Here is a 23,159-nt window from a genome sequence, read left to right on the forward strand (position 1 = left end):
GGGGCGGCCGCCGGGGTGAGACATTATTAAATGTTCGAATAATGGTCGAACTGATATCGATCTGGTGATCCAGTCGTCCTATTTGTTCGGTTATTCCGACCACTCGAAAGAGTGATTGCGAAGCCCACCGAATGGCCCCACCATGATTGTTGCAAGGCGACACTTCATCGGGTATTTGAAGGGCTCCCTATGTCGACCGAAACCAACGTCGGTATTCCTGCGCCGGGCGGCGAGCCGCAGGCCCGGCAGCAGCAGAGTCTCGGCACGGCGGGCGCGAGGAACCTCGCGACGACCACCAAGTCCGCGCCGCAGATGCAGGGCATCAGCCCGCGCTGGCTGCTCAGGATGCTTCCGTGGGTCCAGGTGTCCGGCGGCACCTACCGGGTCAACCGTCGCCTGCGCTACTCGGTCGGCCGCGGCCGGGTGAGCTTCGTGAAGACGGGCTCCGAGGTGCGGATCGTCCCGCCGACGCTGCGCGAGGTACCGGTGCTGCGCGGATTCGAGGACGACGCCGTCCTGGAGGAGCTGGCCGGTCGCTTCGTCCAACGCGACTTCTCCGCCGGTGACGTACTGGTCGCGGCCGGGGCCCCGATCGACGAGGTCTTCATCATCGCGCACGGCAAGCTCGACCGGCTGGGATCCGGGAAGTACGGCGAGCAGACGGTGGTCGGCACCCTCGCCGATGGCGACCACCTGGGCGACGAGGCGCTCCGGCAGGACGACGGCGCCTGGCCTTACACGGTGAAGGCCGCCACCGCCGGTACCGTCCTGGCGCTCGCCTGGCCCGCGTTCCAGGAGCTCGCGGACCGCTCCGAGGCGCTCCAGCTCCAGATCATGGACTACCTGGCCGGCTTCGAGCAGGCGCAGAACAAGCACGGCGAGGCGGCGATCGGCCTCTCCGCCGGCCACCACGGCGAGTACGAGCTGCCCGGCGCCTTCGTGGACTACGAGCTGAAGCCGCGCGAGTACGAGCTGAGCGTCGCGCAGACGGTCCTCAAGGTGCACAGCAGGGTCGCCGACCTCTACAACCAGCCGATGAACCAGATCGAGCACCAGCTCCGGCTGACCATCGAGGCGCTGCGCGAGCGCCAGGAGTTCGAGCTGGTCAACAACGAGGAGTTCGGGCTGCTGCAGAACGCCGAGTACGACCAGCGGATCCAGACCCACTCCGGCCCGCCCACCCCGGACGACATGGACGAGCTGCTGAGCCGGCGCCGCTCCACCAAGATGTTCCTCGCCCACCCACGGGCCATCGCCGCCTTCGGCCGGGAGTGCAACCGCCGCGGTCTCTACCCGGACACCGTCGAGGTCCAGGGCCGTCAGGTCTTCGGCTGGCGCGGGGTGCCGGTCTTCCCGTGCAACAAGATCCCGGTCGTCGGCGGTCACACCAGCTCGATCATCGCGTTGCGCACCGGGGAGGAGAACCAGGGCGTCATCGGGCTGCACCAGACCGGAATTCCGGACGAATACCAGCCGAGCCTCTCCGTCCGGTTCATGGGAATCAGCGAGAAGGCCATCATTTCCTATCTCGTCAGCGCCTATTACTCCGCCGCCATTCTGGTGCCCGACGCGGTGGGCGTCCTGGAAAACGTCGACGTCGCGCACCACCGCGACTGACCGGGGCCGGTCTGACCCGCGCTGCCCGGCCGGGGCTCACCCGCACCCCGGCCGGGCGGCGCCCATCGCCACATCAGGGGGAGGAACCCAATGGCAATCTTCACGTTGGAACGCGACCACCGCGAGGGGCACGAGGCGGAGGACGTGCTCGCCCGCGCCCGCGGCCTCGTCGACCCGGTCCTGCGCGCCGCCGTCGACTCGCTGCCCGGCTCGATGCGCAGGGTGGCCGGCTACCACTTCGGCTGGTGGGAGGCGGACGGCACACCCGTGGCCGCGCCCTCCGGCAAGGCCATCAGACCGGCGCTGGTGCTGGCCGCCACCCAGGCACTCGGCGGCACCCCGGCCACGGCCACCGCCGCCGCGGCCGCCGTCGAGCTGGTCCACAACTTCACCCTGCTCCACGACGACGTCATCGACCGTGACGAGACCAGGCGCCACCGTCCCACCGCCTGGCGGGTGTTCGGCACCACCGAGGCCATCCTCGCGGGGGACGCGATGCACTCGCTGGCCCTGCGCCTGCTCGCCGAGGACACCCATCCGGCTGCCCAGGGCTCGATCCGCCGGCTGACGGACTGCGTGGTCGAGCTCTGCGAGGGCCAGCAGATCGACTGCGCCTTCGAGCAGCGCAGTGACGTTTCGCTCACCGAGTGCCTGGCGATGGCGGAGGCCAAGACGGGAGCGCTGCTCGGCGCCGCCTGTGCGATGGGCGCGACGTACGCGGGTGCCTCGGAGGAGGCCGCGCAGGCGATGGACGGCTTCGGCCGCGAGATCGGCCTGGCGTTCCAGCTGATCGACGACCTGATCGGGATCTGGGGCGATCCGGCCGTCACCGGCAAACCCGTCGGGGCGGACTTGGTCGCGCGCAAGAAGTCGCTGCCGGTGGTGGCGGCGCTCGGCTCCGGCACGGCCGACGGGCGCGCCCTGGCCGAGCTGTACGCGCTCGAACGTCCGCTCAGCCCGGAGGAGTTGAACCGCTGTGCGGTCGCCGTCGAGGGGGCCGGCGGGCGCGGTTGGGCCCAAGGGGAGTCCTGCGAGCGAATGGCCACGGCGCTCGCCCAGCTGGCCACGGCGGTGCCCGAGCCGTCCGCGGCCGACGAACTGCTCGCCCTCGCGGAGCTGGTCACCCGCCGTACCCACTGACCGGCCGGCGTGCGGGGGAGTGGGAGGTCGGCGGGCCCGACGCCCCACTCCCGCCCACGCGTGGCCGCCAGGAGCAGGCGGGCCAGGAGCAGGCGCCAGGATTACGCGCGCCAGGAGCAGGCGGGCCAGGAGCAGGCGCCAGGATTACGCGCGCCAGGGGCGGGCGGGGCCAGGATTACGCGCCCGCCAGGGATCAGGTGAGCGCGGCGAGCAGGCGCTGCTCCTTCGCCGGGACGATCCCTTGCTTGTGCCGGGCGCCCTTGCGTCCCTTGAGGCCGTCCGCGTCCGTGTCCTCGGCGGGCCCGCGCTGCTGGAGCCACGCCCAGGTGTCGCGCGCGGTCTCGGTGAACGGCCGGCAGCGCAGCCCGGCCGCCTGTGCCCGGGAGGTGTCGGCGAGCCAGACGCCCGCCATCTCCGGGACGTCCGGCGCCCAGAGCGGGAGTTCCAGCCACGGCAGGACGCTGTCCGGGCCCTCGGCGAGCAGCGGGCCGTCCTCGACCCAGACCAGCTCGGCGGCCGGGCGGCCGTCGGAGGGCTCGCCGACCACCTCCCGGCAGGTGGCGAGGAACTCCCCGAAGGTGACGTTCCCGGTCGGGGCGGTGGTGATGTAGCGCCCGGTGTGCCGGGCGGTCACCACCTCGATGCCGAAGGCGGCGAAGTCACGGACGTCGATCACCTGCATCGCCCGCTCCCGGTCGCCCGGCGCCAGCACCGGGCCGCCGCGGGCCATCCGCTCCAGCCACCAGGGCAGGCGGCCCCCGTTCTCGTACGGGCCTATCAACAGCCCGCTGTTGAGGATCAGGGTGCGGTCGGCACCGAAGTGCTCCAGCACGGCGCGCTCGCAGCCGGCCTTGAGGGTGTTGCCGGGCGGCTGGTCGGGCGGGGTGTCGGCGGGGCAGGGGTGCAGCGGCGAGTCCTCGTTCACCGCCAGGGCCGGCCAGTCGGAGAAGGCGTGCACGGAGGAGACGAAGGCGTAGTGGTCGGCGTGCTCGCGGAGCAGCCGGGCGGAGATCACGGCCTGGGCGGGCTGCTGCGCCGAGGTGTCGACGACGGCGTCCCAGTGCCGTCCCTCGACCAGCCGTGCCAGGTCGTCGGCGGAGTCGCGCTCGCCCCGGACGGCCTCGACCCCGGCCAGGTCGCTGTGGGAGCGGCCGCGGTTGAAGGTGGTCACCTCGTGGCCCCGGTCGAGGGCGGCGGAGGCGAAGGCCCGCCCGAGGAAGGACGAGCCACCGAGCAGAAGGATCTTCATACCGGTAAGGCTGCCTCCCCTGCTTCATCCGCATGCGCTCGTTCGCTCTCGGCAGAGGGCGATGGGCCGGCGGCGCCGGGCGGGGGCCGGCAGTGCGGGACGGCGGGCAGACCGCCCAGGACGGCGGGCTGGCCACCCCGAACGGCGGGCTGGCCACCCCGGCCAGGTGGGCCTGCCGGTCGAGGTGCTGATCCAATCGGGTCCGCATAGCATCCCCCGTGTACCTATATGTCTGATTTCTGAGCAATGATCCGGTCTTCTGGGCGATGCTCCGGCACTGGGGAGAGCGACAGCATGGTCAACCCGGCACTCGTGGACCCGGCCACCATCCGTGCGACCGCCGCCGAAGCGTGGGTCCGCGGCTATCCGATCCTGCAGAACTACCGCACCATGTACGCGCAGGCGGTGGACGACGCCGACCCGAGGTACGTCGGCGGCTTCGGCGTCTTCCGGCACTACCCGCAGCCCTTCACCCCGGCCAACACCGACGTCGTCACCCCCAACAACGACACCCCGTACTCCTGGGCCTGGCTCGACCTCCGCGCCGAGCCGTGGGTGATCTCGGTACCCGCCGAGGACCGCTACTACGTGCTCCCGCTGCACGAACTCGACACCGTCTTCGCCGGCTTCGTCGGAGCCCGGGCCACCGGCCAGGAGGCCGGCGACTACCTGGTGGCCGGCCCCGGCTGGCGGGGCGAGGCCCCCGAGGGCATCAACGGCGTCATCCGCACGGCCACCCAGCTGATCGGCGTGCTCGGCCGCACCTACCTCGGCGGCACGTCACCCGGGGCCGTCGAGGAGCTGAAGGAGATCCAGCAGCAGTACCGCCTGCGCCCCTTGCACGAGTACGCGGGCACAGCGGCACCGGCTCCCGTGCCGAACCCGGTCTGGCCGGTCTGGCGCGAGGAGGTGCTGGACACCATCGAGTTCTTCAGCTTCCTCGACTTCCTGCTCGGCTTCTTCCCCGTCCTGCCCGCCGAGGCCGACCTGCGCGGCCGCCTCACCGACCTCGGCATCGACGGCCGCGGCGAGTTCGAGCCCGCCGCGCTGCCGATGGCGGTCCGCGCCGAGATCGAGCGCGGTATCGCCGACGGCCGCGCCGAGCTGGAACGCGCGGCCGAGGAGACCACCGGCTCCACCGGCCTCTTCGGTACCCGCGAGCAGCTCGGCACCGCCTACCTGAAGCAGGCGGTCGGCGCGATGAAGGGCCTGTACGGGCTGCCCGTGCAGGAGGCCTGGTACGGCGGCTGGCTCGCCGACAGCGAGGGCAACCGGCCGCCCGACGCCGCCGACCACGACTACGTCGTGCGGTTCGGCCCGGACGGGTTGCCGCCGGCCCGGTTCTTCTGGTCGGCCACCATGTACGCCCTCCCGGAGCGCCAGCTGGTCGACAACATCCTGGACCGCTACTCGATCGGCGACCGCACCCCCGGGCTGGTCCGCGACGCGGACGGCGGCCTCACCCTCTACCTCCAGCACAAGCGCCCTGCCGACGCCCAGCACTCGGCCAACTGGCTGCCCGCGCCGGACGGCCCCTTCACGGTGGTCCTCCGGCTCTACGGCCCGGACGAGTCGGTCATCGACGGCCGCTGGACTCCCCCGCCCCTGACACCGCGCTGACCACCACGCCCTCGCGCCACCTCACCCGCACCGGCCTGCCCGGACCGCGCAACCCGCGCCAGCCACCCGTACCGCCCGCCCGCACCACCCGTACCCACGCACGCCGGACCCGAGAAGGAATCCCGATGACCGAGCCCGAGCTGGAGGCCCTGGCCGCCGACGCCTACGTCTACGGCTATCCGCTGGTCTCCGACCTCACCATGGTCGAGCGCTTCACCGAGGGCGGCATGGGCATCCTGCCGGCGGCTCCGTTCAACCACGTCAGCCACGCCGCCCGGCTCGCCGGGCCGGACGACCCGTTCGTCTCCGTCAACAACGACACCGTCTACTCGGTCGCCCAGCTCGACCTCTCCGAGGGCCCCCAGGTGCTGCACGTGCCGGACACCGACGGGGCGTACTACGTGCTGCAGTTCGTCGACGCGTGGACCGACAACTTCGCCTACGTCGGCCGCCGGGCCACCGGCACCGGCGCGCAGACCTGGCTGATCGTCCCGCCCGGCTGGCACGGCACCCCGACGGACCACGAGCACGTGATCGTCTCGCCGACCACCGTGGCCACCATCGTCGGCCGCTTCGCCTGCACCGGACCCGACGACCTGCCGCGCGTCCGGGCGCTCCAGGAGGGGCTGACGCTCGAATCGCTGGAGCCGGGCGGCCTGGTCGCCGGACTGCCCGCACCGGATCCGGACGTGCCCGAGCGGCTGTCGTTCTTCGAACGGCTCCGGGTCTGGATGGCGGCCTTCCCGCCGGCCGCTGCGGACGCCGAGTACCAGCAGCGGTTCGCCCCGCTCGGTCTGCTCGACGCGGGGCCCTCGCCGTACCGGGCCGCCGCGCCCGACTGGACCCTCGCCCTGCTCAAGGGCATGGCGGCCGGCCGCGAACGGGTCGAGGACGCCACCCGGCCGCCGGAGGACCACCCGGCGGGTGAATGGCGCACCGCCCTGCACCTGTTCGACTACAACGTCGACTTCCTCGGCCCGGGCACGATCGACGACCAGGAGTGGCGCATCCCCGACCGCCGCGCCGCCTACCTCAGCCGGGCTGCCGCCGCCCGCGCCGGCCTCTGGGGCAACCACGCGTACGAGGCGGTGTACGCGATGACGTACGACGACTCCGACGGCCGCCCGCTGAACGGCGCCCACGCGTACACGCTGCGCTTCGACCAGCCCCCGCCCGCCGACGCCTTCTGGTCCGTCACCATGTACGGCCTGCCCGAGTACTACCTGGTGGCGAACCCGGACGCGCGCTACTCGATCGGCGACCGCACCCCCGGCCTGGTCTACGGCGAGGACGGCTCGCTGACACTCCGGCTCCAGCACGAGCGGCCCGCCGACCCGGCCGGGGCGGCGAACTGGCTGCCCACCCCGGAGGGCGGGTTCCGCCCGATCATCCGGCTGTACCAGCCGAAGCCGGCCGCCTTGGACGGCACCTACCGGGTACCGCCGATCCGGCGCACCTGAACCGCACGGGTCCGGGCGCCGAGGCCGGGGACCGGCAGCGGCCGGCACCGATGGGCAGCCGGCGCACCGACGAAGGGACGCAGGGATGGGCGACGCCGTCGGCCAGATGCTGGCCTCGGCCGTGGGCATCGCGATCAGCCCGATGCCGTTGATCGCGGTGATCCTGATGCTGGCCACCCCGAAGGGGAAGGCCAACGGCCTGGCGTTCACGGCCGGCTGGGTGGTGACGCTGGCGGTGGTGGTCACCGTGGTCGTGTCGGCGGGATCGGGGCTGAGCACCGACTCGTCCAAACCGACCTGGGAGTGGTGGCTGAAGCTGGCACTGGGCGTGCTCTTCGTGCTGCTGGGCCTCAAGCAGTGGCAGGGCCGCCCGCGAGAGGGGCACGTCCACGGCCCGCCGAAGTGGATGCAGGCGATCGACCGGATCACCCCGGGAAGGGCGGCCGGGCTGGCCGCCGTCCTGGTGGCGGCCAACCCCAAGAACCTGGTGCTGGCGGTCGGCGGCGCCGTCTCCATCGCGACCAGTACGGCCTCCGGTGGCGGCAAGGCGGTCGCGGCCGCGCTGATGGTGCTGATCGGCTCCCTCTGCACGCTGCTGCCACTCTCGGTCTACCTGTTCGGCGGGGACCGTTCGGCCCGCGTGCTGGGGGAGTGGAAGGCGTGGATGGCGGCGCACAACGCAGCGATCATGGTGGTGGTCCTGGTCATCCTCGGTGTGAAGTACATCGGCGACGCGATCTCGGGCCTGACGGCCTAGCGGCCCCGGCCACCCGGCCGCAGCCCGGCCACTCCTCCACCCCGCCACCCTCACCCCGGCCACCCCCAACCACCCCGGCCGCAGCCGCCCCCACCGGGTCAGTGCGGTGACACGGACCCGGTCGCGGCAGGGGCGGACGCGCTCCCCGACGGCGGGGAAGACGGCGAGGGCGACGACGGAGGCGAGGCCGATGCCGTCGCCGTCGGCGCAGTCGTCGGCGGGGCGGACGAGGGTGAAGCGGATGACGGTGAGGCCGTCGCGGTCGGGGAGCCCGGCGAGCTCGGCGTACCGGTCGGCCCACCGGTCGGCATGCCGGAGGGTGTCCCGCTACCGGTGGGCGTCCCGCCCGGCGAGGGTGTGCCCGACGGGGCCGGGCCCGTCGTCGGTTCGGCCGGGGCAGAGGTGGAGCCGCCGCGGTTGTGCGGGCCTCCCTCCAGGGTGACCACAGCCTGCGAGGGCGGCAGCGCGATGCGGGCGGTCCAGTGCCCGTCCGGGGCGAGGTCCTCGTCCACGGTGACGATCACGGTGATCCGCTGGCCCGGAGCGAGCGTTCCGGCGTCCCGGCTGAGCCGGAGCCAGGCGGCGTCCACCTCGGCGTGCCAGCGGATCTCGGTGGTGCCGGAGTTGGTGAGGGTGAGCACGGTCCGGTTGCCGTACTCGCCGGCCTCGACGGTGAGCAGCCCGGCAGGGGCGGGCACGGGCACCCCGGCTCCGGGCCCGCTGCCCCCGGCACCGCCCGCCGCCGGACCGGCAGCGGGCGGTGCCGGCGCTGGTGCCGCGACCAGCGTCGGACTGCCGAGCGGCGTCGCACCGTGCGCGGGCACGGGGATGGCCGGCCCCTGAATCCCGGGAAGCAACGTTTCTGCGCTCACCGGCCCGGCCCACGCCAGCTCCATCCCGGCCACCGCCGGAGCCGCCCCTACGGCGCCCACCACCCCGCCGACCTGCCCGACCTGCCCGGGCCCTCCGTCGGCCGTCCCGGAACCGCCCGGCCGGTGTCCGGCGGCCCGCTGGTCGTCCTCGACCCGGACGGAGGAGACCGCCGCGGCCGCGCCGGCGCCGCCGCCACCCCGGTGGCCGGCCCAGAGCGCGACGACCGGCGCGGCCAGCACCGCCGCCAGCACTCCCGTGGTCACCACCCGCCGGCGCACCGCCACCGCGCGGCCCGCGTCCGGCGCGCGGTGGCGCGGGAACCCGCCCTGGTCGAACCGCAGGCCCGGCTCGACCACCGGGGCGGGGGCGGCCGTCCACCGCCCCGCCGGGGCCTCGGCCGCACGCGGCAGGAACAACACCCCGCCGCCCCGGCCGGCCTCGCCCGCCGACGGCGCCGACGGCCCGGACGGCGCCGATGGCGCGGTGAGCACCGGTAGCCCCGAGAGGCCCGCCGTCCCCTCCGCCACCTCGCCGGCCACCCGCTCGGCCGTGCCCCGGCACGTCGGGCACTCCACCACGTGCTGCACCAGCTCCCGGCGCAGCGCCGGGCCGAGCACCCAGTCCCGCCAGCTCTCCGCGCCGGCCCCGCCGAGGCGGTCCAGCTCGGGGCAGCTGCCGACGCCGAGCACCAGCAGCGCCGCCCTGGTCCGGCCGACCTCCGCCTCGGCCGAGGCGAGCAGCACGCGGGAGGTCTCGAACGGGACGCCCAGCACGGCCGCCACCTCGATCGGGCTGAGCCGGTGGCGGACCGACAGCTCCAGCGCCTCGCGCTGCTCGGGGTCGGTGCCGGCCGCCTCGGGCCAGGCGAGCGAGGCCAGCTCGCGCCGCCGCCGGGCCGCCTCCGCCGCCGGGACGCCCGCCCCGGCCTCCGCCACCGAGGGGCCCGGACCGGCACCGGCGGGCCCCGTACCGTCCTCCAGCCGCCGCAGGCAGCAGTACCGCGCCAGCGAGTACAGCCAGGCCCGCACCATCCCGGGCTCCGCCAGCCGCACCCCGTGCCGCAGCGCCAGCTCCCGCACCTCGCACAGGGCGGCAGCGGCCGCGTCGTGCTCGCACAGCACCGAGAGGCAGTAGGTGAACAGGCCGTCCACCTGCCGCTCGTACGCCGCGAGCACGGGGTCGCGCGGACCTTCCGTGCTCCGCGGCCCTTCAGTACTCGTTGTCACCCGTCCGACGGTAGAGAGCCGGAGCACGGCATCCGGGCTATTCCCTGCTGTTGTACTTCTTTCGGGTAACAACATCGCCCATTCGTGGACCTCACGCGAGCCCCCGCGTCCCGGCCCGCGCCCCCTCGCCCGCCCCCGCCCGCCCCTGCCCACGGCCCGTTGTCGGACCCAGGCGCTACGGTGACCGCATGGCTGCCCGCACCAAGACCACCGCCAAGCCGCGCCCGGCGTACCGCTGCACCGAGTGCGGCAACCAGCTGCCCAAATGGGTCGGCCGCTGCCCGGAGTGCAACGCCTGGGGCACGGTCGAGGAGTACGGCGCCGTCCCGATCCGGACGACGGCCGCCGGCCCGGTCAGCGCGCCCGCCCGCCCGATCTCCCAGGTGGACGGCCAGGTCGCGACGGCCCGTTCCACCGGCGTGCCCGAGCTCGACCGGGTGCTCGGCGGCGGTCTCGTCCCCGGTGCGGTCGTCCTGCTGGCCGGTGAGCCCGGCGTCGGCAAGTCCACCCTGCTGCTGGACGTCGCGGCCAAGGCGGCCACCGCGCAGCACCGCACGCTCTACGTCACCGGCGAGGAGTCGGCCGGCCAGGTCCGGCTGCGCGCGGACCGGATCAACGCGCTCTCCGAGCACCTCTACCTCGCGGCCGAGTCCGACCTCGGCGCCGTCCTCGGCCACATCGAGGCCGTCAACCCCGGCCTGCTGATCCTGGACTCCGTGCAGACCATCGCCTCCGCCGAGCTGGACGGCGCGCCCGGCGGCCCGGCGCAGGTCCGTGAGGTGGCGGGTGCGCTGATCAGGGCGTCCAAGGAGCGCGGCATGGCCACCCTGCTGGTCGGCCACGTCACCAAGGACGGCCAGATCGCCGGCCCCCGCCTGCTGGAGCACCTGGTGGACGTGGTGCTGAGCTTCGAGGGGGACCGGCACGCCCGGCTGCGCATCATCCGGGGGGTCAAGAACCGGTACGGCGCCACCGACGAGGTGGGCTGCTTCGAGCTGCACGACGAGGGCATCGCGGGCCTGGCCGACCCGTCCGGCCTCTTCCTGACCAGGCGTGACAAGCCCGTCCCGGGCACCTGCCTGACCGTCACGCTGGAGGGCCGCCGCCCGCTGGTGGCCGAGGTGCAGGCGCTGATGGTGGACTCGCAGATCCCGTCCCCGCGCCGGACGACGTCGGGCCTGGAGTCGCCCCGGATCGCGATGATCCTGGCCGTGGTCGAGCGGCACGGCGGGGTCAAGCTCGGCAAGCAGGACATCTACACCGCGACGGTCGGCGGGGTGAAGCTGAGCGAGCCCTCGGCCGACCTCGCCGTCGCCCTCGCGGTGGCCAGCTCCTCCTCCGACACCCCGCTCCCGAGCAACCTGGTGGCGATCGGCGAGGTCGGCCTGGCGGGCGAGGTGCGGCGGGTGACGGGTGTGCAGCGCCGCCTGGCGGAGGCGCACCGGCTCGGCTTCACCCACGCGCTGGTCCCGCCGGACCCGGGCAAGGTGCCGCCGGGCATGAAGGTGGTCGAGGTCGCGGACATCGGCGAGGCGCTGCGGGCCATTCCGGGCCGCCGCCGGGCCGCTGCCAAGCCCCGTGGTGAGGCACCGTCGGGGCCGCCCACCCCGCGCCGGGCCGCCGCCGCACCCCCCGTCGTGGCCCACCCGGAGGAGCTGATGGAGGGGTGGGAGCCGCTCGACTCCGACGAACTGCACTGACCCAAGCCCTGTCGTTGCCGTACACAGTTAGACTTTCCCCTGTCTCATTGGTGATAAGGCAGTACTAAGCGACAGAGCAACAGACCGTAGGCCGGCGCACGGCGCGAGGCGCGCGGCACGGGGTCGACCGGAGGAGTCACGTGGCAGCCAGCGACCGGGCGGACAAGTCCTCCCGCGAGGAGGCCCTGCTGCGGGCCTCCCTCACCGCCATCGCGCCCGGCACGGGGCTGCGTGACGGCCTGGAACGGGTGCTGCGGGCCAATACCGGTGGTCTCATCGTGCTCGGCTTCGACAAGACGGTCGAGTCGATCTGCACCGGTGGTTTCGTCCTGGACGTCGAGTTCACCGCGACCAGGCTGCGCGAGCTGTGCAAGCTCGACGGCGCCGTGGTGCTCGACAAGGACATCACCAAGATCGTCCGGGCCGGGGTGCACCTGATGCCGGACTCCACCATCCCCACCGACGAGACCGGCACCCGGCACCGCACCGCGGAGCGGGTCAACCGGCAGACCGGGTTCCCGGTGGTCGCGGTCTCGCACTCGATGCGGCTGATCGCGATGTACGTCAACGGCACCCGCCGGGTCCTGGAGGACTCGACGACCGTCCTCTCCCGGGCCAACCAGGCGCTGGCCACCCTGGAGCGGTACAAGCTCCGGTTGGACGAGGTGGCCGGCACACTCTCCGCCCTGGAGATCGAGGACCTGGTGACGGTCCGGGACGTCACCGCCGTGGCCCAGCGGCTGGAGATGGTCCGGCTGATCGCCACCGAGATCGCCGGCTACGTGCTGGAGCTCGGCATCGACGGCCGGCTGCTCTCGCTCCAGCTGGACGAGCTGATCGCGGGCGTGGAGCCGGAGCGCGAACTGGTCGCCCGGGACTACTTCCCCGAGCGGGCCGCCAAGAAGGGCCGGACGGTCACCGAGGTGCTGGCCGACCTGGAGGCGCTGACCCACGCCGAGCTGCTCGACCTGCAGACGGTGGCCAAGGCGCTCGGCTACTCGGGCTCCCCGGAGTCGCTGGACTCGGCGGTCTCGCCGCGCGGCTACCGGCTGCTGGCCAAGATCCCCCGGCTGCCCAACACGGTGATAGAGCGGCTGGTCGAGCACTTCGGCGGTCTGCAGAAGCTGCTGGCCGCCAGCATCGACGATCTGCAGACGGTCGAGGGCGTCGGCGAGACGCGCGCCCGCTCGGTCCGCGAGGGCCTGTCCCGCCTTGCCGAATCGTCCATCCTGGAGCGGTACGTCTGACCGGCACACCGTAGGCACACGCGAGGACGGCCCCCGGGGATCCACTCCCCCGGGGGCCGTCCTGTCGCTCCGTGACCGCTACGGCGTCAGCGGAGCAGCAGGGCCGGGCCGCGGCCGCCGACCGAGGCGAGCCCACCCGGGACCACCGCGACCACCCGCGAACCCGCGACCACCCGGGACCACCCGCGAACCCGCGAACGCCCGCGAAGCACACCGAAGCACGCCGCACACCGAAGCACGCCGCACACCGAAGCACGCCGCACGCCGAGGCCCCGGCACGGAATCGCGCCGGGGCCTCGGGGAGGGCGGGTTGAGGAGCGGTCAGTTCTCCAGGCGGATCGACGAGCGTGCCGACACCTGGCCGCCGGACAGGCCGGTGAGGTCGGCGACCACCAGGTAGTTGCCGGCGGGGGCGGCCGCCGGGTCGGCCGTGGCGCACTGCTGCTTGCTGCGGCTGCGGTCCCAGGTGAAGGTCTCGGTCAGACCGCTGTTCGCCGGGATCTGCACCCAGGTGCTGCCCCGGTCGGACGGGCAGTCGCCGGAAGACCAGATGCGCTCGCCGTTGCTGGCCGTCACGGTGATGGCGGAGGCGGTCCGGCCCAGGTCCACCCGGCAATTGGCACCGGAGGAGTTGTGGACGGTCAGTGCCAGCTTCGGCTTGTCCTTGGGCTGGTAGGAGTTCTGTGCGCCGGCCAGCTCCAGCGTCACCTGCGACGAGGCGCAGACGGGCAGCCCCATCACCTCGGGGGTGTTCACCGCGGGAGCCCCGCCACTGCCGCCGGTGCCACCACCGGCGCCACCACCGGTGCCGCCGGCCGCGCCACCGCCCGCAGCCGCACCGCCCGCGGCCGTCCCGCCGGCCGCCGCGCCGCCGCCGGTCGCGGGGGCCGGGTTGGGCGCCCCGCCCGTGCCGCCGGTGCTGAGACTGACGTCGCCGCCGCCGGAACCGGAGACCGCGCCGCCGCCCGGGTTGGTGCCACCGCTCCCGCCGCTGCCGGGGCGCGAGTTGTTCGCGGGGCCGCTGGGGGAGGCGCCGGGCGTGATCGCCTGGACGGGGGTCTGGGACGGCACGGCCTGCGCGGCCTTGCCGGATGATCCACCGTCACCACCGCCCTGATCGGACATCAGCCAGGCGATCAGGGCGACGACCGCGGCGACGGCGACGAGCACGACGACGCGCCGTCGCCAGTAGATCGAAGCCGGCAGCGGTCCCACGGGTTGACGGAGAGAGGGCACGCCCAAACTCTACGAGACAGTGTGTGCCCTTTGACTCACCAACACCGCACACTCGCCCCTTCCTTCACATGATCCGCCATTTGCGCCGTTCGAGGGAGGCTGATCGGGGGTTTTCGCGCGGCGATCCGGATCTTCGGACTCCGCTTCGGCGGGCGGAACGGGCGTGGGAGGATCGAAGGGCCATGGCTGCCATCACCGTCACCCCCGCCCCCAGTCCCGCCGCCGTCCCGCTGCCTCTGCCGCTGCCGGTGCTGCACTCCACCGTCCTCGGCTGGTACGAGGCCAACGCCCGCGAGCTGCCCTGGCGGACCCCCGAGGCCTCGTCCTGGGCGGTGATGGTGAGCGAGTTCATGCTCCAGCAGACCCCGGTGAAGCGGGTGCTGCCCGCCTACGCGGCATGGCTGGAGCGCTGGCCGACGCCGGCCGACCTGGCCGCCGACGCGCCCGGCGAGGCGGTCCGGATGTGGGGCCGGCTCGGCTACCCGCGGCGGGCACTGCGCCTGCACGCGGCCGCGGTGGCGATCACCGAGGAGCACGGCGGCCTCGTCCCGGACGACCACACGACGCTGCTCTCGCTGCCCGGGGTGGGGGAGTACACGGCCGCCGCGGTGGCCTCCTTCGCCTTCCGCCGACGCCATGTGGTGCTGGACACCAACGTCCGCCGGGTGTTCGCCCGTGCGGTGACGGGCGTCGAGTACCCGGCGCAGGCCACGACGGCCGCCGAGCGGCGGACGGCGACGGCACTGCTGCCCGAGGACGCGGAGACGGCGGCGACCTGGGCGGTCGCCGTGATGGAGCTCGGCGCGCTGGTCTGTACGGCGCGGAGCCCGGAGTGCGGCGACTGCCCGCTGTTCACCGGCTGCGCCTGGCAGCGGGCAGGCCGCCCGCCGTACGAGGGCCCGGCCCGGCGCGGCCAGTCGTACGAGGGGACGGACCGGCAGGTCCGCGGGAAGCTCCTGGCGGTGCTGCGCGCCGAGCACGGCACCGTCGAGCAGGCCCGGCTGGACGCCGTCTGGCCGGACGCGGTGCAGCGGGCCCGGGCGCTGGACGGCCTGGTCGCCGACGGCCTGGTCGAGCCGGTCGAGCAGGGCGTCTACCGGCTGCCGCAGTAGTTCCCGGAGCAGCTCCCGGTGCACCGGAGTTCCCGGAGCAGTTCCCGGTGCACCGGCCGGAATGACAGGAAGGCCCGGCCGCCGCGGCAGGCTGCCGGTGCACCGGCCGGTATGACGGAAAATCCCCCTTCCCGCTCTCGTGGGAGAGGGGCAAGGGGGATTTCCGGACCGCGGACGTCAGATGGCGACGGCCTCGGCGTTGGGCTCGGTGGCCTTGCCGTCGCCGTCCGACGCCGGCGCACCGGCGCCCCGCAGCGGGACCTCGCGCACGAAGAGCGCGGCGGCGACCGCGATGACCGCGACCGCGGCACCCCACAGGAAGACGGTGTGCATGCCGTTGGCCACCGCGTGGTGGTACGCGTCCTGGACGGGGGCGGGCAGCGCCTTGAGCGCGGCCGGGCTCAGCTGGCTCGGGTCGCCCTTGCCGCCGCCGTTCGCGGCCGCGTCGCCGAGCCGGTCCTTCATGGTCTCGGTGACCCGGCTGTTGAACAGCGCGCCGAACAGCGCGACGCCGAAGGAGCCGCCGATGGTGCGGAACAGGGTGGCGGTGGAGCTGGCCACGCCCATGTCCTTCAGCTCGACGCTGTTCTGCGCGACCAGCATGGTGATCTGCATCAGGAAGCCCATGCCGGCGCCGAGCACGACCATCCAGCAGGAGGCGGCGAAGCTGCCGGTGTCGGTGGAGAGCGTGGAGAGCAGCACCAGGCCGGCGGTCATCACGATCGTGCCGATGATCGGGAAGATCCGGTACTTGCCGGTCTTGGTCACCGCCTGGCCGACCACCAGCGAGACGACCAGCATGCCGAACATCATCGGCATCAGCAGCAGGCCGGAGTTGGTGGCCGAGGCGCCCTGCACGATCTGCTGGTAGAGCGGCAGGAAGACGGTCGAGCCGAACATCACGAAGCCGACGACGAAGCCGATGATCGAGACCAGGGTGAAGTTCAGGTTCTTGAACAGGCCGAGCGGGAGCATCGGCTCCTGGACCCGCTGCTCGACGTAGCAGAAGGCGATCAGGGTGGCGGCGGCCAGCGCAGCCAGGCCCAGGATCTGCTTGGAGCCCCACGCGTACTGCTGGCCGCCCCAGGTGGTGATCAGGGTGAGCGCGGTGATGCCGGTGGTGAGCAGGACCGCACCGAGGTAGTCGATCCGGGCGTTGTTGCGGACCTTCGGGAGCTTCAGGGTGACCATGACGACGGCGAGCGCGACCAGGCCGAGCGGCAGGTTGATGTAGAAGGTCCAGTGCCAGCTCAGGTGGTCGGTGATGAAGCCGCCGACGAGCGGGCCGCCGATGGTGGCGAGCGCCATCACCGCGGCGAACATGCCCTGGTACTTGCCGCGGTCGCGCGGCGGGACGAGCGCGCCCATGATCGACATCACGCCGACCATCAGACCGCCGGCGCCGAGGCCCTGGAGGGCGCGGAAGCCGATTAGCTCGTTCATGTTCTGGGAGAGGCCGGAGAGGGCCGAGCCCACCAGGAAGATCACGATCGAGGTGAGGAAGGTGCCCTTGCGGCCGTAGAGGTCGCCGAGCTTGCCCCAGATCGGGGTGGAGGCGGCGGTGGCCAGGGTGTAGGAGGTGACCACCCAGGACAGGTGCTCGGCGCCGCCGAGGTCGCCGACGATGGTCGGCATCGCGGTGCCGACGATCAGGCCGTCGAGCATGGCGAGCAGCATGGTGACCACCAGGCCGACCATGACCAGGCGGATCTCACGGGGGGAGCGCGGCTGCTCCTCCTCCTCGGACGTCTTCTTCTCCGGTGCCGGGTTGTCGGCCTTGGGTTGTGACATGGGGGTGTCTCCCGGACAGGATCGGACGATCGTTCGGGCCTTCGACGGCACTTACTTGTCGCCCGGCTAGTTTGTTGACCGTGGGCACGGTAGGTTGTGCGCTAGCCGGTCGTCAAGCCAGTTTCTCGGCCGGCGGCCTGGGCAGGGAGAATGAGCCCGGGGGTGGGTGCTGAGGGGCACCCGAGAACGAGCAGCAGTCAACCGACGCAGTCATGAGGCAGGCCATGGGTACTCCGCACAGCCCCCGCAGCGACACCCGGGCCCGCATCATCGTGGTCGCGCTGGAGCTCTTCTCGGAACAGGGCTACGAACAGACCTCGCTGCGGGAGATCGCCGACCGGCTGGGCGTCACCAAGGCCGCGCTCTACTACCACTTCAAGACCAAGGACGACATCGTCCACGGCATCGTGGAGAGCATGGCCGCGCCGATCGACGAGACCCTCGCGTGGGGCGCCGAACAGCCGTGGACCCCGGAGCTGCGGGACGAGCTGATCCGGCGGTTCGCGGCCGGCATGTCCGAGCGGGCACCGCTGCTGCGCTTCTTCCACGAGAACCAGCCCGCACTGCGCGACTCGCCGGCCGGGCTGGAGTTCAAGGAGCGGATGGTCGCGATGGTCCGCCTGGTGCACGGCCCGCAGGCCACCTTCGAGGACCGGCTGCGCGCCGCCATGTCGCTGTTCACCATCAACTCGGCGCTGTTCCTGCTCAAGCAGGACGCCTGCGACGGCGAGGCCGCCGGGCACATCCCGGACGACGTGGTGAGGGCGGACTCGCTGGAGGAGGCGATGGCGGCCGCGCAGCGCGTCGCCCTGGAGATCGGCGCCCTGATCGACCACCCCGCGGCGCACGTCTGACCGGCGCGGTCGACACTGACGCCCGAGGGGCGGCCCGGCTCCGGGCCGCCCCTCGGGCGGGTGCGCGGGCCGGTCAGAACCCGGTGACCCCGTGCCCGGAGAGGTACGCGATCGGGTTGATCACCGAGCCGTAGTGGTTGCTGGAGCGGATCTCGAAGTGCAGGTGCGGCCCGGTCGAGTTGCCGGTGTTCCCGGAGCGGCCGATCTGCTCGGCAGCCGACACGCGCTCGCCCGCCTTCACCGAGATCGCCGACATGTGCGCGTACTGCGCGAAGCGCCCGTCGGCGAGCCGGAGCACGACCTCCTTGCCGTAGGCGCCGTCCCAGCCGGCCGACACCACGGTGGCGTTGCCGACCGCGAGCAGCGGGGTGCCCGGGGCGACGGCGAAGTCCACCCCGGTGTGGTAGCCGGCCGCGTACTCGGGGTTGGCCACCCCGTACGGGTTGCTGGTCGGCGCGCCCGGGACGGGGGCGGACCACTCGGGTGCCGGAGCGGGTGCCGGCGCGGGCGCGGGCTCGGGGGCCGGGGCCGGGGCCGGGGCCGGCGCGGGCTCGGGGGCGGGCGCGGACGCAGGCGCCTGGTCCGCGGAGGGGGCGGCCGCGGGCGGCTCGGGGGCCTGCAGGTTGGCGGCGACCGCCACGTACTCCTGTGCGGAGCCGTGTTCGTGCGGGAGCTTGTACGTGCTCGGGCCCGCCACCTGGACCAGCGCCGGGGTGGGCGCGGCGCCCTGCGCGACGGTGAACGCCGAGCTGCCGGGGGTGGTGGGGGTGACCGTCTGCGCCGAGGCGCTGCCCGGGGCGGCGACCAGCAGGGCGCCGGAGAGTATCACCGCGCTGGCCCCGACCGCGGTGACGGTGCGGTGCCGGTCGGCCCGGAGCGGGCCGCCGGGCAGGGTGTGCCGGGGCGCGGTGAGCGCGTGCAGCGGGGCGGCGTGGGTGCGGACGGCGTGGCCGAGCCGGGGCTGCCAGGCGGCCGCCTGGGTCGCCGCACGGGCGGCGAGGCGGCGGAGGGCCGGCCCCATGGGCGGGACGGAAGACATCGGGAAGCTCAACCTCACGGACGTACGGGGCAGCACAACGAGCCCGTTCGGGCGTGCTGAGCGGGGGACCACTCAGGTGTAACCGTCACCGCGCGGACTCCCAAACGGTGTGACGTACTACGGCGTGTAGTCGGCGTCGTGCCGGAGATTCAAGCCGACGGAGTAACGATCATGTGATCCGATCCTCCGTTCGGGGGCCGGGCCACTCCGGACGCCCGCTCCTCGCGTCTACTACCGCCGGTCGTACCGCTGTGGACCCCTGTGACCAGTCCCACCCGCCGCCGGGGTTCGGACGTTTCCGCGGCACGAATCCCGGGCACGTGCCCGCACCGCTGACCGGGCGCCCCTGCTGCGGGACCATCGACGCATGTATCCCAACAGGAGCGAATCCACCGAAGGCGGCCACGGCCCGGGCCTCCAGGAGCGCCGCTTCGCCGCGCGGCGCGGCTGCGAACGGCTGCTCTCCGGTGCCCGGCCGCTGAGCCTGCGCGAGCACCTCGCCGCCCTGGCCGAGGACGCCGAGGGCGTGTACGACCTGGACCGGCGGCCGGACATGTACGGCGACGGGGTGGTCCGCGCCCTGGAACAGAAGGTCGCCGGGCTGCTCGGCACCGAGGACGCGGCGTTCTTCCCGACCGGCACCATGGCCCAGCAGGTCGCGCTGCGGATCCACGCCGAGGCCGCCGGGCTGCCGACGATCGCGACCCACCCGCTCGGCCACACCGAGCAGCACGAACGCCACGCGCTGACCGTGCTCAGCGGCCTGCGCAGCGTCTGGCCCACCGTCGCGCCGAGGCTGCCGACCGTGGCCGAGCTGGAGGCGTTCGACGAGCCGTACGCCGCGATGATCCTGGAGCTGCCGCTGCGCGAGGCCGGGTTCGTGCTGCCGTCCTGGGCCGAGCTGGAGGCGGTCGCCGCGGTGGTCCGGGAGAAGCACCACGCGGCGCTGCACCTGGACGGGGCCCGGATCTGGGAGTCGGCCGTCCACTTCGGCCGGTCGCTGCCGGAGATCGCCGCCATGGCCGACTCGGTCTACGTCTCCTTCTACAAGACCCTCGGCGGGATCAGCGGCGCCGCGCTGGCCGGCCGCTCGGCCTTCGTCCGGACCGCCAGGGCCTGGCGGCACCGCTACGGCGGCCAGCTCTTCCAGCAGTGGCCGGCCGCGCTGGCCGCGCTCGCCGGGCTGGACCGCGAACTGCCGCGGCTGCCCGGGTACGTGGCGCACGCCAAGACCGTCGCGGCGGCGCTCGCCGATTCGTTCGCGGTCGTTCCGGGGGCCCGGATCCACCCGGCCCCGCCGCACACCCACCAGTTCCAGCTCTGGCTGCCGTACGCCCCGGAGGAGCTGGACACGGCGGGTCTGCGGCTGGCCGAGGAGGCGGGGACGGCGCTGTTCGGCTCCTGGCGGGAGCAGGGCCTGCCGGGCCTGTCGATGACCGAGGTCACGGTGGCGGCCGACGCGCTGGACTGGACCGAGAAGGAGGTCGCGGAGGCGGTGGACGCCTTTCTCGCGCTGCTGCCGAGGAGGCCGTTCTGAGGGCCTGAGAGCACGGACCTGAAAAGACGTCCGGCCCGCCCCCGCGGGTGCGGGGACGGGCCGGACGGTGAATCAGTGGTGCCTGGTCAGAGGCTGATCGTCACTGCTCGGCGCGATCAGTTGTCGACCGGGCGGACCCGGATCCAGGTCTCCAGGTAGTTCGAGGACTCGTTCTCGACCTCGATGCTGGTGCCCGTCTTCGGGACGATGACGCTGCTGTACGGGTTGTCCTTCGACCAGTAGTCCTTCAGGTCGCTGAACTCGTCGACGCCCTTGGCCTTCGGGACGATCGTCTCGACGCCGTTCTTGTGCAGGGTCAGCCCGTCGGTCCTGCGCGAGCCGAAGGTCGAGTCGTAGCCCTGGATGCGCGGGCGCATCAGGGTGCCGTCGGCCCACTTCGTCGGGGTCGGGTGCGAGTCGATCGGCAGGATCAGACCCTGGCCCGGGTGGTTGGTGACGTTGTTGTCGGTCTGCGACTCGTCCCAGTACCAGATCAGCAGACCGGCCTGGTACGGGTAGTGCTCCACCCAGTTCGGCTTGGCGGCACCGAAGCCGAAGTTGTACGGGCCGGTCTTGAGGGTCCGGTCGTACGAGATGTACTGGCGGTTCTCGGCGATGTAGTACTGGGCGTAGTCGTTGGAGAACTTGCCCGAGATGCGCGAGAAGCCCTTGGCGGCCCAGCCGTTGTCACCGTTCTCGGCACCGTCGGTGAAGACGGTGGCGCCGTCGGCGGTGACGACGATGTCGTCCAGGGCCAGGCCCTTCAGGTGCAGGCCGCCGTCGGTGGTGTTGTGGAAGCGGACCTTGACGGCCTTGCCCGCGTAGGCGTCCAGCGGGAAGACCAGGTCGCCCCACTTGTTGCCCGAGTTGCCGCTCAGCGACGCCTTGTCGGCGGCGTTGTGCGGGAGGGCGGTGCCGTTGAAGGTGCCCTCCAGGGCCTTCCAGGTGGCGCCACCGTCGGTGGAGACCTCGCCGTAGGCGTAGTCGAAGTCCTGCTCCAGGTCGTACCAGGCCTTCGCGGAGAGCGAGCCCGAGGTCTTCCCGGTCAGGTCGACGTCGCGGGTCAGCGTGACGTTCAGGTCGTCGGCGCTGCCGCTCCACCACTCGTTGGCACCCGCGAACGGGGTGTTGATCGTGGTGGTGACGGTCTTCTTCGGCAGGTCGACGACCAGCGCCTGCGGCAGCTTGGAGTTGTACTCCACCGGGCCGATGTGGTGGGTCGACTCGGTGCCGGCCTTGGCCTTGTCGAACTTCAGCCAGCCGAGCTTGAGCTTGCTCCAGACGTCGAGGTCGTTCGGCATGTCGCCGATCGAGTTCTTGCCCTCGCCCAGCCAGGAGCCGGAGGACATCAGCGACCAGAAGCCGACCGAGTTGTCGATCCCGCTGCCCGAGGTGTCGTACAGGTCCGGCAGACCGAGGTCGTGACCGTACTCGTGGGCGAAGACACCGAGGCCGCCGTTCTCGGGCTGCATGGTGTAGTCGCCGATCCAGATGCCGGTGTCACCGACCGGGGTGCCGCCGAGCAGGTTGTTCGACGGACCGGTCGAGCCGGCCTGGGTGCCGTAGACGTACGAGCGGTGGGCCCAGAGGGCGTTGTCGCCCTGCTTGCCGCCGCCCGCCGACTGGTCCTCACCGGCGTGCACGATCTGGAAGTGGTCGATGTAACCGTCGGGCTCGTTGAAGTTGCCGTCGTGGTCGTAGTCGTACCGGTCCCACTGGTCGTACTGCGCGATGGTGGCCTTGATCTGAGCGTCCGTCTGGCCCTTGGCCTTCTGGTCGGCGACCCAGGCGTTGATGCCGTCGCGGATCAGGTCCTGCGCGTTGGAGCAGACGTGCGAGCCGCAGTAGTCCGAGCCGTAACGGGCCTCGTTCCACGGCACCTTCACCCAGTCGGTGACCTGGCCGTCGACCGAGTAGCGGCCCGAGGACTGCTTCTCGTAGAAGGTCTTCAGCGAGTCCTGGGTCTTGCTGAAGTACATGTCCTGGTAGTGCGACTGGTTGTAGTCGGCCTGCCAGAGCGTCGAGTTGTTGGTCGCCGCGTCGGGCTTCTCGATCTGGTTGTGCTGCGGGCCGGGCGTGCCGCCGTACTTGACCTTGCCGTCCGGCGTCTTCGTGGTGCTGTCCACCTGGTCGCTGAAGTCGACCAGGATGGTGAAGATCTTGTCCGTACGCTCACGGGCCAGCTCGACGTACTTGTCCTTGCCGAGCTTGATGCTGCTGCCGCCGCCGTGCTGCTCGATCTGGGCGGTGCCGGCGAGCAGCTGCTCGGTGGCAGCCTTCTGCTCGGCCTCGACCTTCTCGGTGAGCGGGCCCGGCAGGTTGTGCTCAGTGCTGACCTGAACGGCGTCGGCCGGGTCCTGCGGCACCGGGGCGGATCCGGCGGCGAAGGCCGTCCCCGGGAGCAGCCCCGCGCCGAGCGCGGCTATGACCGCGGCGGCCGAAACGGCCGCAGCGGCTTTCCTGGTCATCTTCAACGTTGTGACGTCCTCCCCAAACCGGTCCGGCTCTTGGCCATCCGGTAAACCAATGAAAGACAGGTGGACGACATTTGATCCAAGGGTGGACGGAAAAGATAGACCTTGACCGTGACATGGCCACAGCGCTATGCTCCGCGACTCACTATCAGCTGACGGTCTGTCAACAACATTGGCATTAAAAGATGACAGGTGGTTCGATCGCCCCCGCACCACCCCCCGATCAG

Annotated in this window: 16 protein-coding genes; 10 read left to right on the forward strand and 6 right to left on the reverse strand. The window is 72.5% G+C overall.

Translation table 11 applies throughout. From position 1 onward, the window contains the following. The first annotated feature begins 189 nt into the window (after positions 1–189). Positions 190–1,617: a family 2B encapsulin nanocompartment shell protein gene (locus ACZ3YO_RS11340; protein WP_465567840.1), complete on the forward strand. Its 1,428-nt coding sequence runs from the start codon at positions 190–192 to the stop codon at positions 1,615–1,617. A 90-nt stretch (positions 1,618–1,707) separates the two neighbouring features. Continuing rightward, the gene (locus tag ACZ3YO_RS11345; protein WP_465567843.1) at positions 1,708–2,757 is read left to right on the forward strand and encodes a family 2 encapsulin nanocompartment cargo protein polyprenyl transferase; all 1,050 of its coding nucleotides are present in this window, start codon (positions 1,708–1,710) and stop codon (positions 2,755–2,757) included. Between the two features lie 193 nt (positions 2,758–2,950). Here ACZ3YO_RS11345 and ACZ3YO_RS11350 read toward each other — a convergent pair whose 3' ends face one another. After that, entirely contained in the window at positions 2,951–4,006 is a 1,056-nt protein-coding gene (locus ACZ3YO_RS11350) for an NAD-dependent epimerase/dehydratase family protein (RefSeq protein WP_465567846.1), read from the reverse strand. Between the two features lie 294 nt (positions 4,007–4,300). Between ACZ3YO_RS11350 and ACZ3YO_RS11355 the strand changes: the two genes are divergently transcribed. The 3 genes from ACZ3YO_RS11355 to ACZ3YO_RS11365 all read left to right on the forward strand — a co-directional run bounded on the left by ACZ3YO_RS11355 (position 4,301) and on the right by ACZ3YO_RS11365 (position 7,843). Next, positions 4,301–5,626, forward strand: coding sequence for a DUF1254 domain-containing protein (locus tag ACZ3YO_RS11355; protein WP_465567849.1), 1,326 nt, complete (start codon positions 4,301–4,303; stop codon positions 5,624–5,626). A 125-nt stretch (positions 5,627–5,751) separates the two neighbouring features. Beyond that, positions 5,752–7,086 carry a DUF1254 domain-containing protein gene (locus tag ACZ3YO_RS11360; RefSeq protein ID WP_465567852.1) on the forward strand — a complete coding sequence of 445 codons (1,335 nt, stop codon included), beginning with the start codon at positions 5,752–5,754 and terminating at the stop codon, positions 7,084–7,086. Between the two features lie 85 nt (positions 7,087–7,171). Then, positions 7,172–7,843 (forward strand): GAP family protein, encoded by a 672-nt coding sequence (locus ACZ3YO_RS11365; protein ID WP_465567855.1) that lies wholly within the window; start codon positions 7,172–7,174, stop codon positions 7,841–7,843. A 98-nt stretch (positions 7,844–7,941) separates the two neighbouring features. On the opposite strand, the gene ACZ3YO_RS11370 is transcribed toward ACZ3YO_RS11365, so the two are convergent. Further along, positions 7,942–9,942 (reverse strand): BACON domain-containing protein, encoded by a 2,001-nt coding sequence (locus tag ACZ3YO_RS11370; protein ID WP_465567858.1) that lies wholly within the window; start codon positions 9,940–9,942, stop codon positions 7,942–7,944. A 188-nt stretch (positions 9,943–10,130) separates the two neighbouring features. Here ACZ3YO_RS11370 and radA point away from each other — a divergent pair, with 188 nt between their 5' ends. Together radA and disA are read left to right on the forward strand one after the other, a co-directional pair. Then, positions 10,131–11,642: a DNA repair protein RadA gene (radA, locus tag ACZ3YO_RS11375; RefSeq protein ID WP_396321903.1), complete on the forward strand. Its 1,512-nt coding sequence runs from the start codon at positions 10,131–10,133 to the stop codon at positions 11,640–11,642. A gap of 188 nt (positions 11,643–11,830) precedes the next feature. Next, positions 11,831–12,889, forward strand: a complete 1,059-nt coding sequence (disA, locus tag ACZ3YO_RS11380; protein ID WP_148644934.1) for a DNA integrity scanning diadenylate cyclase DisA — start codon at positions 11,831–11,833, stop codon at positions 12,887–12,889. A 321-nt stretch (positions 12,890–13,210) separates the two neighbouring features. On the opposite strand, the gene ACZ3YO_RS11385 is transcribed toward disA, so the two are convergent. Further along, the gene (locus tag ACZ3YO_RS11385; RefSeq protein ID WP_465567861.1) at positions 13,211–14,125 is read right to left on the reverse strand and encodes a hypothetical protein; all 915 of its coding nucleotides are present in this window, start codon (positions 14,123–14,125) and stop codon (positions 13,211–13,213) included. Between the two features lie 182 nt (positions 14,126–14,307). On the opposite strand from ACZ3YO_RS11385, the gene ACZ3YO_RS11390 reads away from it, so the two are divergent. Further along, positions 14,308–15,237: an HhH-GPD family protein gene (locus tag ACZ3YO_RS11390; RefSeq protein WP_465567864.1), complete on the forward strand. Its 930-nt coding sequence runs from the start codon at positions 14,308–14,310 to the stop codon at positions 15,235–15,237. Between the two features lie 177 nt (positions 15,238–15,414). On the opposite strand, the gene ACZ3YO_RS11395 is transcribed toward ACZ3YO_RS11390, so the two are convergent. Continuing rightward, positions 15,415–17,028: an MDR family MFS transporter gene (locus tag ACZ3YO_RS11395; protein ID WP_396321900.1), complete on the reverse strand. Its 1,614-nt coding sequence runs from the start codon at positions 17,026–17,028 to the stop codon at positions 15,415–15,417. A gap of 224 nt (positions 17,029–17,252) precedes the next feature. Between ACZ3YO_RS11395 and ACZ3YO_RS11400 the strand changes: the two genes are divergently transcribed. After that, the gene (locus ACZ3YO_RS11400; RefSeq protein ID WP_465567867.1) at positions 17,253–17,882 is read left to right on the forward strand and encodes a TetR/AcrR family transcriptional regulator; all 630 of its coding nucleotides are present in this window, start codon (positions 17,253–17,255) and stop codon (positions 17,880–17,882) included. Positions 17,883–17,955: 73 nt separating this feature from the next. Here ACZ3YO_RS11400 and ACZ3YO_RS11405 read toward each other — a convergent pair whose 3' ends face one another. After that, a complete protein-coding gene (locus ACZ3YO_RS11405) occupies positions 17,956–18,903 on the reverse strand; it encodes a M23 family metallopeptidase (RefSeq protein ID WP_465567869.1) in 948 nt (315 codons plus the stop codon). 385 nt (positions 18,904–19,288) lie between these two features. Between ACZ3YO_RS11405 and ACZ3YO_RS11410 the strand changes: the two genes are divergently transcribed. Further along, complete coding sequence (locus tag ACZ3YO_RS11410; protein WP_465567871.1) at positions 19,289–20,458, forward strand: threonine aldolase family protein; 1,170 nt, start codon at positions 19,289–19,291, stop codon at positions 20,456–20,458. A 116-nt stretch (positions 20,459–20,574) separates the two neighbouring features. Here ACZ3YO_RS11410 and ACZ3YO_RS11415 read toward each other — a convergent pair whose 3' ends face one another. Continuing rightward, the gene (locus ACZ3YO_RS11415; RefSeq protein WP_465567874.1) at positions 20,575–22,926 is read right to left on the reverse strand and encodes an immune inhibitor A domain-containing protein; all 2,352 of its coding nucleotides are present in this window, start codon (positions 22,924–22,926) and stop codon (positions 20,575–20,577) included. Positions 22,927–23,159: the final 233 nt, after the last annotated feature.

Source organism: Kitasatospora sp. NPDC022785 (assembly GCF_055561295.1).

Bases quoted from the DNA above. Each gene is read 5' to 3' on its own strand.
- ACZ3YO_RS11340 (WP_465567840.1), top strand. From the start codon at position 190: ATGTCGACCGAAACCAACGTCGGTATTCCTGCGCCGGGCGGCGAGCCG.
- ACZ3YO_RS11395 (WP_396321900.1), bottom strand. From the start codon at position 17,028: ATGTCACAACCCAAGGCCGACAACCCGGCACCGGAGAAGAAGACGTCC.
- ACZ3YO_RS11410 (WP_465567871.1), top strand. From the start codon at position 19,289: ATGTATCCCAACAGGAGCGAATCCACCGAAGGCGGCCACGGCCCGGGC.
- ACZ3YO_RS11350 (WP_465567846.1), bottom strand. From the start codon at position 4,006: ATGAAGATCCTTCTGCTCGGTGGCTCGTCCTTCCTCGGGCGGGCCTTC.
- ACZ3YO_RS11365 (WP_465567855.1), top strand. From the start codon at position 7,172: ATGGGCGACGCCGTCGGCCAGATGCTGGCCTCGGCCGTGGGCATCGCG.
- ACZ3YO_RS11345 (WP_465567843.1), top strand. From the start codon at position 1,708: ATGGCAATCTTCACGTTGGAACGCGACCACCGCGAGGGGCACGAGGCG.
- ACZ3YO_RS11415 (WP_465567874.1), bottom strand. From the start codon at position 22,926: ATGACCAGGAAAGCCGCTGCGGCCGTTTCGGCCGCCGCGGTCATAGCC.
- ACZ3YO_RS11405 (WP_465567869.1), bottom strand. From the start codon at position 18,903: ATGGGGCCGGCCCTCCGCCGCCTCGCCGCCCGTGCGGCGACCCAGGCG.
- radA (WP_396321903.1), top strand. From the start codon at position 10,131: ATGGCTGCCCGCACCAAGACCACCGCCAAGCCGCGCCCGGCGTACCGC.
- ACZ3YO_RS11355 (WP_465567849.1), top strand. From the start codon at position 4,301: ATGGTCAACCCGGCACTCGTGGACCCGGCCACCATCCGTGCGACCGCC.
- ACZ3YO_RS11390 (WP_465567864.1), top strand. From the start codon at position 14,308: ATGGCTGCCATCACCGTCACCCCCGCCCCCAGTCCCGCCGCCGTCCCG.
- ACZ3YO_RS11360 (WP_465567852.1), top strand. From the start codon at position 5,752: ATGACCGAGCCCGAGCTGGAGGCCCTGGCCGCCGACGCCTACGTCTAC.
- ACZ3YO_RS11400 (WP_465567867.1), top strand. From the start codon at position 17,253: ATGGGTACTCCGCACAGCCCCCGCAGCGACACCCGGGCCCGCATCATC.